This window comes from Clostridium sp. JN-9, assembly GCF_004103695.1.
Lineage (GTDB): Bacteria > Bacillota > Clostridia > Clostridiales > Clostridiaceae > JN-9.
This window is the reverse complement of the sequence record NZ_CP035280.1, coordinates 1971577-1991578: the sequence shown is the minus strand read 5'-3', so window position 1 is coordinate 1991578 and position 20002 is coordinate 1971577. Positions and strand designations below refer to the sequence as shown.

Sequence of the window (20002 nt, the reverse complement as noted above, 5' to 3'; positions counted from 1 at the left end):
AGCACCCGAATTGTGTGATAAGGACGTGATTAAAATAAATAATAAAGAAAAAGTGTTTGATATATTAAAACAGCTTTATATGAATAACAAGAAGGGGATAACTGCAGAAGATATTGCAGGCAAACTTAAAAGCAACAGGGCTAATGTAAGTAATTATTTAAATCAATTGTGCAAGGAAGGATTAGTAGAAAAAATCAAGTCAAGACCTGTATATTTTATTCCCATTGACAAAAATAAACTTGTGCAAAGTAGTGGTAATTTAAAAGAAAGTAGTTTTTCCACACTAATTGGTAAAAATCACAGCTTAAAAGGAGTTGTAGAAAAAGCTAAAGCATCTATACTATACCCGCCCTATGGATTACATTCCATAATCTATGGCGAAACTGGTGTAGGAAAAAGTATGCTTGCAAAGTATATGTATGATTTTTCAATAGAAGCAGGCATAAGAAAAAAGGGATCACCATTTATTACATTTAATTGTGCTGATTATGCTAATAATCCCCAGCTTTTAATGGGGCATATTTTTGGCGTAGAAAAAGGTGCATATACAGGTGCAGAAAGATCTAAAATTGGATTATTAGAAAGTGCCAATGGAGGTATCTTATTTCTAGACGAAATACATAGACTTCCTCCAGAGGGACAGGAAATGTTATTTACTTTTATAGATAAGGGCACATTTAGGAGAATGGGACAATCCACAGATGAAATTAAATCAGAGGTTTTAATAATATCAGCAACCACTGAAAATCCTGAGTCCACCCTTTTGGATACATTTAACAGAAGAATCCCAATGACTATTGAAATTCCACCACTTAGGGATAGAAGTCTTGTTGAAAGGATAGAACTTGTTAAACATTTTTTTAGATATGAGTCTGGAAAAATTAATAAACCAATAAAAGTACACAGACAAATAATGAAATCATTGTTACTTTATAAATGTAAAAATAATGTTGGACAGCTGCAAAGTGATATTAAACTTGCTGTGGCTAATTCATATTTAAATTATGTAAGAAATAATGATGAAATTTTAAATGTTTATTCAAGCTATTTTAATCATAACTTAAGTGAATGGGAAGACAACTATAGAGGAAAAACATATGAAATAGATATTTTAGTGCCAAAAGATCTAGATTATTATATTTTTTATCCTTCAGGAAAAGAAGAAAATTTTACTTTCAAGGCATCAAAGGATGAAGATGGTAATGAAGAAAAGGTTAAGTTGTCTCTGGTACGTGAGGGAATAAGAAATAATCTATTAATTGAAAAGCTTTTTATGGATACAAAGTTTTTCAAACTCTGTGAAAGTATAAGACAAATAATAGAAAATGAATTTTCATTGATATTATCTGAAGGTGAATTTTACTCTATTGCTATATATATTTACTCCATTGTGGATAATGAAATCTGCAGTAACAGTAGAAATAAACCAGATATAAATGAAATAAGACAAAATAATAAAAAAGAATTTAAGGTTGCATTAAAAATTATAAATGAAATTGAAAATGAATATAATGTATTTTTGTCAATAGAAGAGGCGGCTAATATTACATTGCTTATTTCAAATCTTAGGAAAGATGGCAGAAACTCCAAGAGCAATGTTGGCATAATTGTGGCAATGCATGGTGACAGCACAGCAAATAGTATGGTTAAGGTAGCTAAGGATTTGTTAGGTGAAGGTAACATTTATTCTTTTGATATGAAACTAAATAAAAATTATAAAGAAGTTGTTGATGAATTTAGAGAAACAATAAAAAACATAGATGCAAAAGATGGTATATTATTATTCACTGATATGGGTTCCCTGAATTCTTTAGACAGCCTTGTTAAAGAAACTTTAAAAGTTCAGGTAAAGACTATTCCTATGGTTACAACACTTATGGTTCTGGAGGCTGTGCAAAAGATTAACATAGGATTTTCTCTTATGGAGGTCTATAATTCAGTAATAGATATGACAAATTACAACCTTGAGAATAAGACTAATGCTTCTAATAATAAAAAAGATAGTATGATAGTTATAGGATACTGTATAAATGATGGGGTGGATAAAGAAGGTAAAAAAATTATAAAAAGAAAACTGGGCACATATATTAAAGATATTGAGATATTGCTTTTACCTTATAAAAATGAACAGGACTTTGCAATTAATTTTAATAAACTTATGTATGATAATAATATTATTGCCTTAATTAGTGACTTAACATTGGAGATAAGTGGAATTGAATGTATTAAAAGAAGTGAATTAAAAAATAAAGAAAGCATAAATAAATTAAAAAATCTAATTAAGATTAATGAAGCATATTACGATATAATTGAAGGCTTGAAAAGTTCATTAAAGTATACAAACTACTCAAAAATATTTAAAGATGTAAAGATAACTATAGATTCTTTATATGAAGCTTTAAATTTAAACAAGGAATATGACACAGTAGTAGGGCTTACAATGCATCTTGCCTTTATGATTGACTCATTGGTTGGCAATAATAGAAAAAGTGAAATATTTCAAAATGAAAAGATAAATAAACATAAAAATGAAATCGATATAATTAAAAAAGAAGTGCTTTTGTTAGAAAAAAAATATCACATTATCATTGACAGCAATGAATGCTATGGCATACTATGCATTTTATACGATGACTTTTAAATTGAGCATATTGCTAATTTATACAAAATCCCTTAAGTTATGATTGTAATTCATACTTAAGGGATTTTTAATTTAATTCATAAGTAATTTGTGTTTAAAATTTAAATAGATTATGTTAAACACATTTAGTTTTGTTTAAACAGATTTTTATTTGATCAATTAATCAGCAGTATAAGCTGTTTTATCATAGTATTATTATTTTGGCATAATAATTGCTGTATATATTATCAGAAAGCGGAATTAGCTTTTACTTATCAAATCATTATAAGGGAGTGTTCATAATATGAAAAACAAATTTATACAGGATCCATGGGCAAGAATTAAAACAAGAAATGGACTTAATGGAGATGAGGTAATCTCAGGACTTCAAAAATCAATAAGACGTGGTTTAACTGAGCAGGCATGTGAGTTTGCTTATGAAATGTATATAACATCACCACAAATGGAAGAAAAACTATGGAGAAGGCTCCTTACCATATCTGTTGAAGACATTGGAATGGGAAATCCTAATGCAGCAATTTTAGTAAATAATTTAAATCAAATGCGTAAAGAATTTACTTATGCTGATGGTGACAGACCAATATATTTTATTCATGCTATTCGTTATTTATGTTCATGTGAAAAAGATCGTTCCAGTGATCTGCTGAAAAATATCGTGATTAAAGGATTTGCTATGGGACATGTACCTGAGATACCAGATATTGCTTTAGACAAGCATACTGTAAGAGGTGCTGCTATGGGACGTGGCTCATTACATTTTTTAAATGAAGCAAGTATTGTAGTTCCTCAGAAAAAGGTTGATAACGATTATAAAGAACGTTATAGAAAAATTTTAGAGGTTTATGATAAAGACAACGTTGTAGAGTCAGCATTTAAATATGATCCATGGCAATATTAATAATCAAAAAGTTCATATACTATATAGCTCTGTTTATTTAATAAGAAAGGGGTAAAACTAATATGAATATACTTTTAATATGTGCAAATGGTGCATCTACAGGAGTTCTTGTAGAAAAGATGAAAGATTTTACAAAATCACACGAGAAACTAAAGATAAAGGAAATAAATATAAAGGCAACATCTTTTGAAAACCTGCCTAAATATCTTAAATCTCATAATGTAGATGTGGTTCTTATAGGACCGCAGATTAGGTTTAAAGAAGAGGAAGTAGCTGATATATGTAAATCATATTCTATAAAGTCTGCAGTTATAAATACTCAAGATTATGGACGAATGAATGCTCCAGCAGTTTTAAAAATGGCAATTGATTTATTTAAAAATAAGTAATGAAAGGGTAGGGCAAAATGAGTAATAAAAGTATGAAATTCCAGGAAACCTTAAAAAAATATTTGGTGCCAATAGCTGAAAAAATAGATAAGCAGGTTCATCTTCAAGCTGTCAAAGAAGGAATGATGAGCATAGTGCCAATAATCATAATTGGTTCCTTAAGCCTTCTATCAATAGCTTTGAAAAATATGCTGCCAAATGGAGCAGCAAAAGACTTTATAGGCAATAACTTAGGCATATTCATGCTTCCATTTAACTTTACTATGGGAATAATTTCATTGTATTCAGCATTTTTTATTGCTGAATCACTGGCAAAAAAATATAAATTAAACTCCATCGAAGTAGGAGTCACATCTGTAATTGTACAATTCATATTATGTGCGGAAGTAACAGATGGAGGTATAAAGACAGGATATTTAGATGCACAGGGATTGTTTGTAAGTATATTTGCAGCTTTATTAGTAGTAGAAATTACAAGGGTTATGAATAAAAAGGGATTAGTATTCAAGCTTCCAAAAGAAGTGCCGAATATAGTAATTAAGAGTTTCAACAATTTAATTCCCATGATAGTATGTATTATTCTATTTACCGCATTATCAGTGCTGGCTAAAAGCACAACAGGACAACCAGTTCCTAAATTAATCATGACTGTTCTTGCACCTGCAATAAATAGTCTGGACAGTGTTGCAGCGGTAATAATTATTATACTTATTACTCAGTTATTATGGTTTTTTGGACTTCATGGACCTGCAATAACTTCAAGTATATGGATGCCAATAGCAGCAAAGTACATTGCAGAAAATTCAAGCAGGGTAGCAGCTGGTCAGGCTCCAACACACATTTTCACAATGGGCTTTTACTACGGCTTCTTACAAGTTACTGGTTCTGGAATTACTTTAGGATTAGTTATACTAATGATGCGTAGTAAATCAAAGAGCTTACAAAGCATGGGGAAGGTTTCCATAATTCCATCTATATTTGGAATAAATGAACCTGTTATTTTTGGTACACCATTAGTTATGAATCCATTTATGTTTATACCCTTTGTATTTGGACCAGTAGTGGTTGGTATAGTTGACTTCCTGGCATTTTCATCTGGGTTAATACACAAGCCAATACTTGAGCCGCCAGGATTTATGCCGCCTGGAGTAGGAGCATTTTTATGTACTTTAGATTGGAAAGCAGTTGTATTGAGTATAGGGGGCATAATTTTTATGACTATAGTTTATTATCCATTCTTTAAGATTATGGAAAAGGAAGAATTAAAGAAGGAAGAAGAAAACGCAGAAAAATTTGATGATGAAAGCTTTGACTTTTAAAATTTTGAGGTGATCAAGTGGAAAACATGGACATAATGAATAAAGAACTTGAACAACAGGTATTTGAAATAATATCACAGGCGGGTGATGCTAAAAGTGATGTAATGTATTCACTAAAAAAAATAAAAAAAGGTGACTATGATTCCGCCAGAGCACTTCTTAAGGAAGCATCATGTAAACTTGAAAGTGCATCAGAAATTCATTTAAAAATATTATCCCAAGCAATGAAAAATCAAAACGTGCCAACAAATTTTCTGCTGGTACATGCTGAAGACCATTTTTCAAATGCTTCTTTTGCCCATTCATTAGTCAGCGAGTTAATTGACATATTTGAAGTAATGGATAAGAGAAAGTAATTTTTAAGGAGGCGCATAAAATGAAGAAATATAATGTAACCATTATTGGAGCTGGAAGCGGATATACTCCTGGTGTTGTAAATAGTCTGCTTATGAAAAGAGATAAACTTCCACTGAATAGAATAACACTTATGGACAATAATGCAGAAAGACTTCATATTATAGGAGACTTTATGGATATCTTAGTAAAAGAAAGAGCGCCAGAAGTTGAATTTGTGCAAACAACAGATAGAAAGACAGCCTTTGAGGGAATGGATTTCCTCCTGGCACAAATTCGTTCGGGATGTTTAAAAATGAGAAGTCTTGACGAAAAGATTCCAATGAAATATGGAGTTGTAGGTCAGGAAACCTGTGGACCAGGAGGATTTGCCTTTGCTATGAGGGAAATACCTGAAATGATTTCAATTGCTAAGGATGTAGTCAAGTATGCTCCGGATGCATGGATAATAAATTATAGCAATCCTACGGCTATTGTGGCTCAAGCCATAAGAAAGAAAGTACCTGAAGTAAAAAATATTTGTATTTGCGATGTTCCACCATGGCAGCAAAAAGATATGGCTTATATGTTAGGCGGAAAGCCAGATGAATTTCAATATACCTATTTTGGTTTAAACCATCTGGGATGGTTTACCCATATGTATGATAATCATGGCAATGATAGATTACCTGAGCTCATAAATATGATAAAGGAAAATGGATTAAAATCAGCGGAATATACAGACCCTTATTGGAAAAAGACAGCTGAAAGGCTGAGCCAGTTTGTTGGACATTTTGATGATGCTTTGCCAACCAGCTATTTACAATACTATTATTATGCGGATGAAATGTTTGCAGAAGAAGATCCAAATTACACCAGGGCTGATTACTGTATAGACCACAGGGAAAAAGAAACCTTCAATTTATGTAGAGAAGGAGTAAAAAAAGGCACAGCAGCAGGTAATAATCTTTCAGATACAATTCATGGGGACTTTATTGTGGATATTGCTTCGGCTATAGCCAATAATACAAATGAAAAATTTATTATAAATGTGCCAAACCACGGTGCTATTTCTAATTTTTCCAATGATTCAATAATAGAATGCACTGCAATAGTGAATGCCTCTGGATATGAGCCAATTGCAGTTGGAGAAATTCCAACATTTCAAAAGGGATTAATGGAAGTTGTGAATGCATACGAAAAACTAACAGTTGAAGCAGCCTTAGAGGGCTCTTATCAAAAGGCATTAAAAGCATTGACATTAAACCCAATTATTCCTTCTGTTCATGTTGCAAAGAAAATACTTGATGATTATATAGAAGTAAATAAAGAATATTTCCCAGAATTAAGATAAAAATACACATATATAAAAAAGTAATGGCTGCTAAATAGTTTAGTAGCCATTATTGTGTTAAATGTTTGGCAAGGAGATTATGTATGATAAAAGAAAATATAAAAAGTAAAATTATATTGGCATTGGCAGGTGTTGTAATCTTAGCCTTTGCAATAGCATTATTAATAAAAGTAGGTTTTGGGTTAAGTGCCTGGGACGCTTTTTACGCAAATCTCGCCGCTGCAACAGGATTAACATTTGGTTTTTTTAGTTATTTTGTAGGTTCAATATTAATAATGATAAATACTGTAATATCACATAAAAGATATAATTGGAGTGCACTTCTAATGTCTTTTTTAATTGGCAATTGTGTAGATATATTCAATAAGATATTTGCAAACAGTTTTAACCTGCAATCATTTATAGCACGGGTAATTATCTTTATTATAGGAATAATAATTTACGGGTTAGGTATTTCCCTTTTAATATACAGCGGTTTACCATCACCACTTGAAGAATTCCAGTTTGCAATTCAGAAATTATCCAAAGTATCAATAGGTACTTCTAAATTTCTTTCAGATTTTACTGCTCTTATCTTAGCAATTATTGTTGGAATAATTTCTAAAAGGGGGTTAGGGCAGATAAGTATTGCTACAATAATCATAACCTTAGTAGTGGGCAAAGTAGTGGGGACATGGATAACAGCTTTGACTAAAATAAATTTAAGGGAAAAAATAATAAAAATTAAATGAGGCAAGATATTTATTGAAGCTGCTGTTTGAATGTGATATAATTCAACAGAAATTATTGTCGAATGAGCATTCAATTTATGTCCTAAAGAGAGAGGTAAGAAATTAATGTATACTGAAGAAATACTAAAGAAAGCTGAAGAAATAAGTGATATTTTAATATCCATAAGACGAGATTTACATGCTTATCCAGAGATAGGTCTGGAAGAAATAAGGACATCAAAAATTGTAGCAGATTATTTGTCAGATCTTGGACTGGAAGTCCGAAAAAATGTGGGCAAAACAGGTGTAATTGGACTGCTTAAAGGTAAAAATCCCGGGAAAACCGTTATGCTTAGAGCTGATATGGACTGCTTAAAAATAAGTGAAAACTGCAATTTTCAGTACAAATCCAGGAGGCCTGGATTAATGCATGCCTGCGGTCATGATATTCATACCACATGGCTTCTTGGAGCAGCAATGATTTTGGCCCCAATGAAGGATAAGATTAATGGAAATATTAAATTTGTATTTCAGCCAGCTGAGGAAGTATCCGGTGGAGCTAAAATGATGATTGAGGATAATGTACTAGAAAATCCTCATGTGGATGCAGCATTTGGTGCCCATGTATGGCCTTATATAGAAGAGGGTACTGTTGCCATTAAAGAAGGATCATTTATGGCAGCATCTGATAATTTTAAGCTAAGTATATTTGGGAAAGGTGGACATGGAGGTCATCCTCAAAGATGTATTGACCCAATTGCATCAGCATGTGAAATATACATGGCACTTCAGACCATAATAAGCAGAAGAGTAAATCCACTTGAACCAGCAGTAATAACAGTAGGCAAGTTCCATGCAGGAACAGCACATAATGTAATCCCATCTAAGGTGGAAATGGAAGGTACAATAAGAACATTAACTAATGAAACAAGGCATAGTATATATGATATGATGCTGAATATATTTAAGGGAATAACCAGTGCCAATGGATCCAGCTTTGATTTTAAATATATTCCTTATCATCCCCCTGTTGTAAATGACAAAAATTTAACTGAGGTTGTATTAACAGCTGCTAAAAAAATAGTTGGTGAACATAAAGCAAAAAGAGCTGAAAGAGAAACCATGGTAGGTGAGGATTTTTCCTACTATCAGCAGAATGTACCAGGAGCATTTTTCTGGTTTGGCAGCTATAATGAGGAAATAGGAGCTGTTAATCCTCTTCATAGTGAGAAATTCTTTGTAAATGAAAACATTATACACACTGGAGCAGCAGTGCTGGCCCAGTGTGCGGTGGAATATTTGTCGAATGTAACCAGGTAGCACCCGATTTGTGTCGAATGTAACCAGGTAGCACCCGAAATTTGCAGAATATTACCTGGCGTATAGTAGTTTATTCATAAATATTGCTATATTCCAGGTTTAATTCTTCTTTTGTAGTTATACCTTCATCTATTGCATTTTGCCTTAATATTAGGTAAAGCTGCGCATAGGTTGAATCAACATATGGGTGTACAAATAATGTTCCTACAATAAGAGCTAAAAAGCCAAGTATATACCATCCTAAAAAAGAAAGATCCAGTACAAACATATTCCATTTATGACCATCTGTCATTTTAATACTTAAATCGATTGCTCTTTTATAATCCAAGGTTGGATTATCTGCCAGTATATAGGGTACCATGTTATAAGCATATGACTTAATTATGCCAGGTATTATCAATAACAATGTCCATAGAATGGTAAATATATCCCTAATTAACATAGTGAATAGAACATTTAGATATCTATCTTTTTTAAAGCAATACCCAAGATAATTTAAATCACTGCCATCATTTTCTGCAGTCTTGATAAAAAACTTTCTTCCTCCTACCTCAAGCATATATCCAGCAATAACCCTTAAAATTAAAATAAAAAAAGCTGCAGAAGCAAGAAAAAAAGAAATTTTATCAAAGGTTGTAACAACAAAAGGTGGAAATATATTTAAACTAATAAAGCTATGATTATTGTTAGCAGTATTATAATTTAAATTTGTCCTTGGATTATTATAGCCTGTCAGTGCTATTAAAATTATGAAACTTACCAGGAATGATTTCCAATAGTTTGTCCTTAGAACATTTCTTGCCTTCTCCTTAATGAAAGCTCTAGTCCACATCTTTTTACCCCCATAAACATATTTATAATATTAATATGTAAATATAATACTATTATACTATGCTTTGGTTATCATATGTGTTTTTTTAGAAAACTTAAAATAAAGATTAAAGATTAAAGATTAAATAATGTGGACTTTCTGCCCTTGCAGAAAATCTGAAATGTTCGCCCAGCATGTTTGCTGAGCCGGCAGGCTGAAAGAAGCCTATGTCGCCGACCCGATAGGAAGACAACTTGAAGGCAAGTGCGTTACTAGTAACAGTAGGGTATGAAGGAAGCTGGATGGGACATATGGAACATAACGAAAGTAAACCAAAGTTGGCTAATGGAATGGATAACCTTGCATTTTGTGGGAATGTCCAAAATTCGGAGTGATTTCATTAGTTAGGATGGATGGGTTCATATGAGGCAGACAAACTTAACTGGGGAAGCCTTGCATCATCTCTTTATAAGTAAAACTAAACAAGTCGAAAGACAAGAATAGGATATGTGGTGTGAGGTGGCAGATGATTCCGTAGTAGTTATTAATTCTGAGCCAATGAAAGGTGGTAACATGCTGGAGGAGAAAACTCAGAAGATATTGTGCATTAAGTTACAATAGGCTGATTCTAACCAAAAGTTATTATCAATTGCGAAGGGATGAAGGCAAGTTGAAGACAGTTATACTGGATTCAGATTTTGTATGGACAGGGTAAAGATAAAGAAGGTTGGAATACTGGAAGGAACGGCCAATGCGGAGTAAAATGATTCATCTGCAAGGTGCGTCCGTGCCGTGAACAGTAGCTGTCTAAAGGAATAGGCATATTGCTTCAAGCTAGAGAAACCATTTCGGACAGTGAAATGAAGGTTTGTCCATATTGCGGATTTAATTTTAGGAAACTGAGCAGAATCAAGGAGGTCACAATGAAGAAATATTATAGTCTGATAGACAAAATATATGACAAGAACAATATTTTGAAGGCCTTCAAACTTGTGAAGAAAAACAAGGGAGCCCCAGGAATAGATGGGGAGACTGTTGAGCGTTTTGCAAGTGCGTTGGAGGACAAGATTGATGAAATTCATTGTGAACTGAAAGAAGGTATCTACGAACCAAGTCCAGTAAGAAGGACATATATTGACAAGGAAGATGGGACAAAAAGACCGTTGGGGATTCCAACCGTGAAGGACAGAGTGGTGCAACAGGCTGTAAGGAATATTATTGAGCCAATATTTGAACCCAACTTTCATCCATCCAGCTATGGCTACAGACCTAATCGGTCATGCCAGAGGGCAGTGGCGAAAGCTGAAAGGTTTCTTAACAGATGGAATTTGGAATATGTGGTGGATATGGATTTGTCAAAATGCTTTGACACTCTCAATCACGAACTCATAATCGAAACTGTGAACGAAAGAATTAGTGACAGTAAAGTGCTGAAGATAATCAGAAGCTTTCTTGAATCGGGAACACTTGAAGATGGGGCATTTCAAGAAACCCCTGTCGGGAGCCCGCAAGGGGGTGTGATTTCACCGTTGCTGATGAACATATATCTGGACAGATTCGATAGGGAAATGATGGAGAAGGGAATCCGCATAGTGAGATATGCTGATGACATATTGATATTTGCAAAATCCAAGAGCGAAGCTGGAAGATACAGGGCAATTGCAACTAAAATATTGCAAGAAGAACTGAAGCTTACAGTCAATGAAAGGAAAACGCATATAGCCAATGTAGGTGAAGGTGTGCCGTACTTGGGATTCATAATCAAAAGAAACAGCATTTCCATACACCCTAAAAGAATTAGAAGGTTCAAAGACAAGATAAGAATGCTGACACCCAGAAACACTGGACTGAATGTTGAGACCATGGTGCAGCGACTCAATCCGGTGTTGCGAGGGTGGAGCAACTATTTCAGGATAGCTAATTGCCAAACAACATTCAAGAATATTTCATCCTGGGTGCGTAGAAGACTCAGAATGAAAAAGATGAAAGAATGGAAAAGTTACAAGTCACTTCACAAAGCACTCAGAAGAAATGGATATTATGGAAACTTCAAAAAGATTTCCATGGCAAGTTGGAGAAACTCAGCCAGTCCACTACTGAGCATGGCACTTCCTAATGAATGGTTTGATGAAATCAAGCTATTCGATATGTCCAAAGTAGAAACCAAGGTTTTGTATCATTATTACGAATAATGAAGGAGATTTGCCAAGAGCCGTGTGCGAGGCCCGCATGCACGGTGGTGTTATTTCGACTTCGTAATAACACCACTTATTCCGACTTCAAGATTATCCTGACTTTTTATAAACTTTATGTTGGCTTATCAAACATCAATGGTCTTTAGTTTGTTTCTCAAAGAAAGTCGGAATAATTATTCCAGTAGTGATTTAAATTGTTCATTGTTCCCATAATAATAAATGTGGCATGTTGCCAAATATTTCATGGAGGTTATGACAATGAATGAAATCACAATTCAAGAACTAATCAATTGTGCAATCCAGCAATTACATGGATTCTATCTATGTGGCAGCACGATTGATTCCTATCAGAATCGTGCCTTTAAGCCTATTTCTGATTTTTATCAAAGGAAAGGTGAGCATTACTATCGTTCTAATTTAACGGAAGAACTGAAAAAACTGTATCAGGAACAATATACTTCAGGAGACATTTCACGCAAAACATTAAATTGGTGTATGCGTGGAATAGAAATACTTCAGGAAATCCACAGATGTGGCTACTTTGAATGGAAAGTATTCACTAAGAAAAAAGAAAATCTGCTTTCCTCTTATTATGATTGTATACTTTCTGATTTTATTGCCAGTATAGGGGACGTTAAGCGTATCAACATATACCGGTCGATTTCCCAAAGGTATTTCCTGTACCTATTCACACATGGACATGATAAATTCATCAACGTATCATGTATGGATATAAAGAACTTCATGGTTGAGATTTCCGAGTCGCGCCCTAAGAGCATGGATGATGTAGTAGTCGTGCTAAAGAGGCTTCATTACTATCTTCGAAACAAAGGATATACCTGCATCCATTTTGAAACAGTACTTTTTGCACCAAGAGTCCGAGATAAAAAAATCTTTCCATGTATTGCGGTTGGCGAAATCCAGCATATAGCTGAGCAGGTTAATCAGGAAACACCTTCCGGTAAACGGGACAGCGCTATTTTGCAACTCGGGATCCACACAGGACTACGTGCAGGGGATATAGCCAACCTACGATTGAATGATATAGACTGGAAAAACAGTGAGATACGCATTATACAGGGTAAAACACAAGAACAGCTTACGATTCCACTTGATGAGCGTGCATGTGCTGCACTGATAGAATATATTCTGAACGGAAGACCGAAATCAAATTCACCATATTTATTTCTTAGAAGCATTGCACCATACAACAAGTTTAAAGATGGGGTATCTATTGCATGCGTTTTTAGGAAGTATCTGAAAAAGGCGGGATTACCTCATTTTAAAGGAGATGGGCGGACATTCCACGGAATACGCAGAACTTTGGGCACTGAAATGGTACTCCAAGGCGTGCCGCTAACAACTGTTTCACAGGTACTTGGGCATCGTACCAGTAATGCGGCAAGACAGTATATTTCACTAAATATGGATAGTCTACGGCAGTGTGCGCTAGGGTTCGATTCCATTGGTGGAGGTGTAAGATGAAAAAGGATTGCACGAGTCTTTTTACAACCTATATCAATGAAATGCTAAATTTCAAGGTTCATCTCGGATACGAAAGAAAAACATACGAAGGGTTCTTGAATGATTTTAGCAGGTATTGTGTACAGCACTACCCGACGCAGGATCGACTAACAAAAGAACTTGTTCTTGGGTGGTGTGTGCAGCGCCAATCTGAAAGTCCGTCAGGATTCCGCAGGAGAATAATCGCAGTCAGGGAATTCGGAAAGTATATGGAAGCCATAGGTGAAAAGAGCTATATTCTCCCTTCATGTTTTGTAGGAGGACGATCGACCTTTACATCATACATCTTTTCAGATGAAGATTTGACAGAAATTTTTTTAGAAGCAGATAACATGGAACCCAGCCTAAATTCGCCAAACAGTCATATGATTGTGCCGGTACTGCTACGCATGATTTATTTCTGTGGACTTCGCCCTAACGAAGGGCGAGAATTACTCAAGAAGGACGTTGACCTAAATAAAGGAGTCCTTTTTATCCGAAAAAATAAATCTCACAGGGAGCGATACGTTCCAATGTCCAAAGATATGCATAACCTGTGCATTTCCTATAATGAAAAACTACAATTCTTCGCACCTGAGAGTGAGTTCTTCTTTCCCAATACAGAAGGCATAGCCTATTCGGCCAAATGGTTGACAAGACAGTTCCTTGGAATATGGAAAAAAGTCAGAGGCACTAAATGTACACTGAGGGTACGTGTTTATGACCTTCGCCATCGTTTTGCCACAACAGTCATGATGCAGTGGCTTGATAGTGGTGCGGATTTATATGCTAAGCTCCCTTATCTCAGTACATATATGGGGCATGCTCAGTTTTCTGACACTGCCTACTATATACATCTACTTCCTGAAAAACTTTTACGCTCTCACACCATGGATTGGGAGTCTTTTGCAGAATTGATACCGGAGGTGGAATCGTAGTGAAAAAGGAAAGCAGACATTTCTTCCAGCTAATAAAGGATTTTCTTACGGTTTACGTTCCAAGACAGAAGGCATGTAGCTACAATACGGTATACGCATACCGTGATGTCTTAAATCTTCTACTTGGGTATCTGAAGGAGACCAAAAATCTTCGGTTATCTGAAATCAGTTTTGACACAATAACGCGTCAGACAGTAGAAGGGTACCTTGATTGGTTGGAAGCTAAAAGGAACAATAGCGTAGCAACAAGAAATCATCGTCTTTCCTGTATCCGTGCATTTTATAAATATGCTGCTGGTATGGATATGACTGTAGCAGCATGTTCATTTGAGCTTGAAAAGATTCCTATCAAGAAAATGGCAAAAGGTCAGATAGTGAAATATTTTGAGGAGGAGGCACTAAAGACTATTCTCTGTCAGCCTAATACTGCAACAAAAAAGGGAATTAGGGACTTGTTCTACATGATATTATTGTATGATACGGCGGCAAGGAACCAGGAGATACTTGACTTAAAGGTAAGCGATATACATATATCGGCAAAAGAATCGCATGTAGTGATTACCGGAAAAGGCAGCAAAACAAGGATTGTACCTCTGATGGACAAAACGGTGAAACATTTTAACAATTATCTGCGAATTTTTCATGATAGTCAAATCAGTAATGATCTCCTGTTTTATATCATACAAAAAGGAGATCGACAGACAATGTCTCCTGATGCTGTTGCAAAATTTATGAAAAAATATGGGAAAGCAGCTAGGGAGCAAAACAGCAACGTGCCTAAAGATTTGCATCCTCATATGTTTAGACATTCGCGGGCCATGCATCTTTACCGCGGCGGGATGCCATTGCCGCTTCTTTCAGAATGGCTCGGTCATGCACAACTAGAGACTACGATGATTTACGCCTATGCAGACACAAGAATGAAACGAGAAGCAATTGAAAAGGCAACCAGTGCCATCAGCCCATTAAGACAAGTCCATGACATTAGGCCATGGCAAGATGATGATGAACTAATCAAGCGCCTTTATGGATTGCAGTAAGTAAAAAGATTATCCCGACTTTTTACACATAATAATTCATTTTAATTGTAGGTTTGTAAAGAAGTCGGGATAATAGTAAAGTCGGAATAAGTTCTGTGAGAGGAAAAACCTCAGAAAGTTATTTCCGAGGTTTACCTACTCGATTTAAGTTTTGCCCAAAAGGCAAAACAACAATATTTGTTATTTGTTCTTTAATCTTTGTTATTTTTTGTCAAGGGTAGCACCCGAAATTTGTCATTAACAAAATCAAAAAAACAATGGATAATACTAAATAATTGTGATACAATAATTCTATGTTTTGAAAGGAGTGGTGTTTTATGGGAAATTTAATAATTACATCTGAAAGATTATATTTTAATAATACTACTCCAGGAAATTTAAATTGAAATAATGTATAATTGGATAATTCCATAATTAATTTGTTAATCTGCCTGGAGTAGTTAGTTTGATTAAAACAAATATTCCGGGTATTTTTATACAAAAAATTAATTTGTGGAGGAAAAAAATGAATAAAAATTATACATTAACAGAATTAGGATTAAATGAAAAAATAATAAATGAATTTAATGATAACTTTAATAAAGGACAGCATTATTTAGGCAGAGTTTCTATTCAATACAAAAATTTATATGTGGTTGAAACAGAACAGGGATCTGTCCATGGTAAGATAAATGGGAAAATGTTTTATAATGCAGAGGGAAAGGACGATTTTCCTGCCGTAGGCGACTGGGTGGTTCTTGATAGAAATAATGAAGCAAATGGAGAAGCAGTAATTCAGCACATCATTACAAGAAAAAGCAAGTTTTCAAGGAAAGAGGCTGGAGACAATTTTCAATCACAAATAGTTGCTGCCAATATAGATATATTATTTATATGCATGTCCTTAAACAATAACTTTAATTTGAGAAGAATGGAAAGATATATCAGTGTGGCATGGGACAGCGGAGCAGTTCCGGTAATAGTTCTTACAAAAGCTGATTTGTGCCATGATTATGATACAAATGTCAGCAATGTAAGAAGAAGTGCCATTGGAATTGATGTAGTGGTTACAAGTAATGTTGAAAACTTAGGAGTGGAGAAAATAAAGTCATATATGAAAACTGGAATAACAGCTGCTTTTATAGGTTCATCAGGAGTTGGAAAATCCACTTTGATTAATAATCTCTGCGGAAAAGAAATGCTTGACACTGGCAATATAGGTGAAAATGATAAAGGAAGGCATACCACAACTCACAGGGAAATGGTGGTACTTCCTGAAGGAGGGGTGGTAATAGATACTCCAGGTATGAGAGAACTGCATGTGCTGGACAATGAAACTGGTATTGAAAACTCATTTTCTGATATTGATGAGCTTTCTAAAAAGTGTAAATTCTCCAATTGTCAGCATGAAACAGAACCGGGCTGCGCTGTTAGAGAAGCTATCGATAAAGGTGAAATCACTTTAGAAAGATATCTTAATTATGTCAAATTACAAAAAGAAGCCGAGTTTATGAAAAGAAAACTGGATAAAAGAGAGGCTGATAAATATAAAAAGCATATAATCAAAAGAAATAAATCGATTAGAAAAGTAAAGTATTAATTTTATTAATGTATTTCAAAATTAATAATAAAAAATAAAATCTAAGGATAAAAAATTCTTAGATTTTATTTTTTATTAATCTATTTAATTAACATTCCCAGGATTTTATTGCTTCTGGAAATAAATTCAGCCATTTTATCTGCACCAAGGGGCTTATGGCTCATAAGTGCTAAATCATAAATGTGATTACATATAAGTTTTACATCATCTTTTTTATCATCATTTTTGCTTAACTGAACTACGGATCTAATTAAAGGTGAATTTTTGTTAATTATTATACTTTCTTCAGTCTTAAACATATTAGCATCAAAGCCGCTGTACATTGCAGACATATCTTTCATTCTTCTTGACTGCTCGTCAGTAAGCATTACTGCAGGAATATCTTCAGACTTCAGGCTTTCCACTTTAATGGTTAATTTATCATTATTCAATGCTTCTTTGAAAATACTTTGAATTTCCTTTTCAGTATTTTCAGCAGAAGCTTTATCTTCATCTGCTGCAGAGGAATCCTTCATAGTTTCAGATATATCAGAATCTATTCTGTTAAACTTAACTCCATTTTCCCTGGTTTCTAGGAAGCTGATAAAATGCACATCAATAGGAGTGTTAAGAATAACTGCCTCCAGGTCATTTTCCTTAAACATTTTAATATACTGTGCCTGCTGCTGTTCATCAGATACATAGAACACTTTATTTTCATGCTTTTCCTTGTTTCTGTCCAAATATTCTTTAAGTGTTGTATAATCACCATTTATGGTTTTATAAATTAAAATGTCTTTAACTTTATCGTAAAAGTTTTCTTCACGGATACATCCATATTTAATAAATATGTTTATATCCTTCCAGTAGTCATTATATTTTTCTCTTTCATTTTTATAAAGCTCAGTAAGTTTATCCGCTACTTTTTTGGTTATATGTTTTTGAATTTTAATTACATTCCTATCCTTTTGCAGGAAACTTCTTGAAACATTCAATGGCAGATCCGAGCAGTCAATTACTCCCTTTAAGAGCATTAAAAATTCAGGAATAACTTCCTTTATGTTATCAGCTACAAATACCTGATTATTATAAAGTTTTATCTGACCTTCAACAGCTCTAAGCTGATTATCCATTTTTGGGAAATATAATATTCCTTTTAAATTAAATGGGTAATCCACATTTAAATGAATCCAGAACAATGGTTCATTATAATCATGGAATACCTTTTTGTAAAACTCCTTATATTCCTCATCTGTACAGCTGTTTGGAGATTTGCACCAAAGCGGGTGGATATCATTTACAGGTTTGCTTTCAGCTTTATCTTTATCATCTTTAGATTTTTCTTCATCTTCAATATAAATCTTAACAGGGAGGAAGCTGCAATACTTTTCTGTTACTTCTCTAAGTTTAAATTCCTGTAGAAAATCTTCACTGTCCTTATTTATATAAAGAGTTATCATTGTACCGCGATCATTTTTACTGGAACTTGTTATTTCGTATTCTGTACCACCGTCACAGGTCCAGCATACAGCTTGTGAACCTTCTTTATAAGACAAAGTATCAATTTGAACTTTATCTGATACCATAAATGCAGAATAAAAGCCCAATCCAAAGTGGCCTATTATTTGATCTTTTTCATCCATCTTATCTTTATACTTGGCTATAAAGTCCTCAGCACCTGAAAATGCAACCTGGTTTATATATTTCTTTACCTCATCTTCAGTCATGCCTATGCCATTATCTATAAATTTTAAGGTTTTATTTGTTTTATTAAATATTACTTTAACAAAAAAATCAGGAGAATCTTCAATCTTTGCTTCTCCAATGCCTATTAGGCTTTTAAGTTTACTTACTGCATCGCATCCATTACTTATAAGCTCCCTGATAAAGATGTCCTTATCAGAATAAAGCCATTTTTTTATTATTGGAAAAATGTTTTCTGTGTGAATTGAAATATTACCTTTTTCCATTGTCATACAAATTCCCCCTAACATTATAATTATCTCTATAAACATCTTTCGAAGAATATTTTAGTATTTGTTCAGGTTTATGTCAATAAACACCATGTTTAATATTTGTTAATAAATATAAAATAAATTTATTTTTATCTTGATTATTTTTAAAAAAAATATTAGAATATAAATGTAATAAAGTTGATCGATTTAGTCTGAATTAAATTTAATTTTTTTTGAGTTTAATTCAGAGTAAACTACTATGATATAACAAGGAGAGATATAATGAGGGAAGAATTGCTTAATGTTAAAGATTTAAAGGTTAAGGTTGATGAAAATGAAATATTAAAGGGATTAGATCTAAAAATAGGTAAAGGTGAAATCCATGCTATATTGGGGCCAAATGGAGCTGGAAAATCAACACTGGCAAATACTTTAATGGGTCATCCAAAGTATTCAATATCAGGAGGACATATTTATTTTGAAGGTGAATTGATTGACAATCTTAAGGTTGATGAAAGAGCCAGAAAAGGTATTTTCTTATCTTTCCAATATCCTGAGGAAATTCAGGGCATAACTCTTAGAAATTTCTTAAGCTCAGCAAAATCAGCTGTTACTGGTAAAAGAACAGGCATTATTACCTTTAGAAAAGAACTAAAGGAAAAAATGAGATCCCTTGAAATGGATGAAAGCTATGCAGAAAGATATTTAAATGTGGGGTTTTCAGGAGGAGAAAAGAAAAAAAGCGAAATGCTTCAAATGTCTGTATTGCAGCCAAAGCTTGCCATACTGGATGAAACTGATTCAGGCTTGGACGTGGATGCAGTAAGGATAGTTTCTGAAGCAGTTGCAGATTTTGCAAATGAAAATAATTCAATTTTGATAATTACACATCAAAACAAATTACTGGACTACTTAAAACCAGATTTTGTTCATGTATTAATAGATGGAAAAATTGTTAAGACTGGTGATATGTCTTTAGCAAATGAAATTAATGAAAATGGCTATGCTGAGTTCAAAATGGAAAGCAGCGTAATGTAA

Annotated in this window: 16 protein-coding genes; 14 read left to right on the top strand and 2 right to left on the bottom strand. The window is 33.8% G+C overall.

Annotated features, from left to right (window positions below; genetic code table 11):
- Positions 1-79: 79 nt before the first annotated feature.
- The 8 genes from EQM05_RS09515 (at position 80) to EQM05_RS09480 (ending at position 8964) form a co-directional block, all read left to right on the top strand.
- Positions 80-2641, top strand: a complete 2562-nt coding sequence (locus EQM05_RS09515) for a sigma-54-dependent transcriptional regulator (protein ID WP_128749823.1) — start codon at positions 80-82, stop codon at positions 2639-2641.
- A 283-nt stretch (positions 2642-2924) separates the two neighbouring features.
- A complete protein-coding gene (locus EQM05_RS09510) occupies positions 2925-3539 on the top strand; it encodes a hypothetical protein (protein ID WP_128749822.1) in 615 nt (204 codons plus the stop codon).
- A gap of 62 nt (positions 3540-3601) precedes the next feature.
- A complete protein-coding gene (locus tag EQM05_RS09505) occupies positions 3602-3928 on the top strand; it encodes a PTS sugar transporter subunit IIB (RefSeq protein WP_128749821.1) in 327 nt (108 codons plus the stop codon).
- A 17-nt stretch (positions 3929-3945) separates the two neighbouring features.
- Positions 3946-5247: a PTS transporter subunit EIIC gene (locus tag EQM05_RS09500; protein WP_243108032.1), complete on the top strand. Its 1302-nt coding sequence runs from the start codon at positions 3946-3948 to the stop codon at positions 5245-5247.
- Positions 5248-5273: 26 nt separating this feature from the next.
- A complete protein-coding gene (locus EQM05_RS09495) occupies positions 5274-5603 on the top strand; it encodes a PTS lactose/cellobiose transporter subunit IIA (protein WP_243108172.1) in 330 nt (109 codons plus the stop codon).
- A 20-nt stretch (positions 5604-5623) separates the two neighbouring features.
- Positions 5624-6934 carry a 6-phospho-alpha-glucosidase gene (locus tag EQM05_RS09490; protein WP_128749820.1) on the top strand — a complete coding sequence of 437 codons (1311 nt, stop codon included), beginning with the start codon at positions 5624-5626 and terminating at the stop codon, positions 6932-6934.
- A gap of 83 nt (positions 6935-7017) precedes the next feature.
- Positions 7018-7665 carry a hypothetical protein gene (locus EQM05_RS09485; protein ID WP_128749819.1) on the top strand — a complete coding sequence of 216 codons (648 nt, stop codon included), beginning with the start codon at positions 7018-7020 and terminating at the stop codon, positions 7663-7665.
- Between the two features lie 105 nt (positions 7666-7770).
- Complete coding sequence (locus EQM05_RS09480) at positions 7771-8964, top strand: M20 family metallopeptidase (RefSeq protein ID WP_128749818.1); 1194 nt, start codon at positions 7771-7773, stop codon at positions 8962-8964.
- A 70-nt stretch (positions 8965-9034) separates the two neighbouring features.
- Here EQM05_RS09480 and EQM05_RS09475 read toward each other — a convergent pair whose 3' ends face one another.
- On the bottom strand, positions 9035-9796 hold the full coding sequence (locus EQM05_RS09475; RefSeq protein ID WP_128749817.1) for a DUF975 family protein: 762 nt from the start codon (positions 9794-9796) through the stop codon (positions 9035-9037).
- Between the two features lie 902 nt (positions 9797-10698).
- Between EQM05_RS09475 and ltrA the strand changes: the two genes are divergently transcribed.
- The 5 genes from ltrA to rsgA all read left to right on the top strand — a co-directional run bounded on the left by ltrA (position 10699) and on the right by rsgA (position 17030).
- The gene (ltrA, locus tag EQM05_RS09470) at positions 10699-11967 is read left to right on the top strand and encodes a group II intron reverse transcriptase/maturase (protein WP_128749816.1); all 1269 of its coding nucleotides are present in this window, start codon (positions 10699-10701) and stop codon (positions 11965-11967) included.
- Between the two features lie 261 nt (positions 11968-12228).
- Complete coding sequence (locus EQM05_RS09465) at positions 12229-13455, top strand: site-specific integrase (RefSeq protein WP_164917258.1); 1227 nt, start codon at positions 12229-12231, stop codon at positions 13453-13455.
- On the top strand, positions 13452-14411 hold the full coding sequence (locus EQM05_RS09460) for a tyrosine-type recombinase/integrase (RefSeq protein ID WP_128749814.1): 960 nt from the start codon (positions 13452-13454) through the stop codon (positions 14409-14411). The genes EQM05_RS09465 and EQM05_RS09460 overlap by 4 nt, the downstream gene beginning before the upstream one ends.
- Entirely contained in the window at positions 14411-15451 is a 1041-nt protein-coding gene (locus EQM05_RS09455; protein ID WP_164917257.1) for a site-specific integrase, read from the top strand. The genes EQM05_RS09460 and EQM05_RS09455 overlap by 1 nt, the downstream gene beginning before the upstream one ends.
- A 505-nt stretch (positions 15452-15956) precedes the next feature.
- A complete protein-coding gene (rsgA, locus tag EQM05_RS09450; protein ID WP_128749812.1) occupies positions 15957-17030 on the top strand; it encodes a ribosome small subunit-dependent GTPase A in 1074 nt (357 codons plus the stop codon).
- A gap of 80 nt (positions 17031-17110) precedes the next feature.
- Here the strand turns inward: rsgA and htpG are convergent, their stop codons facing one another.
- Positions 17111-18985: a molecular chaperone HtpG gene (htpG, locus tag EQM05_RS09445; protein WP_128749811.1), complete on the bottom strand. Its 1875-nt coding sequence runs from the start codon at positions 18983-18985 to the stop codon at positions 17111-17113.
- A 261-nt stretch (positions 18986-19246) separates the two neighbouring features.
- Between htpG and sufC the strand changes: the two genes are divergently transcribed.
- Positions 19247-20002 carry a Fe-S cluster assembly ATPase SufC gene (sufC, locus tag EQM05_RS09440; RefSeq protein WP_128749810.1) on the top strand — a complete coding sequence of 252 codons (756 nt, stop codon included), beginning with the start codon at positions 19247-19249 and terminating at the stop codon, positions 20000-20002.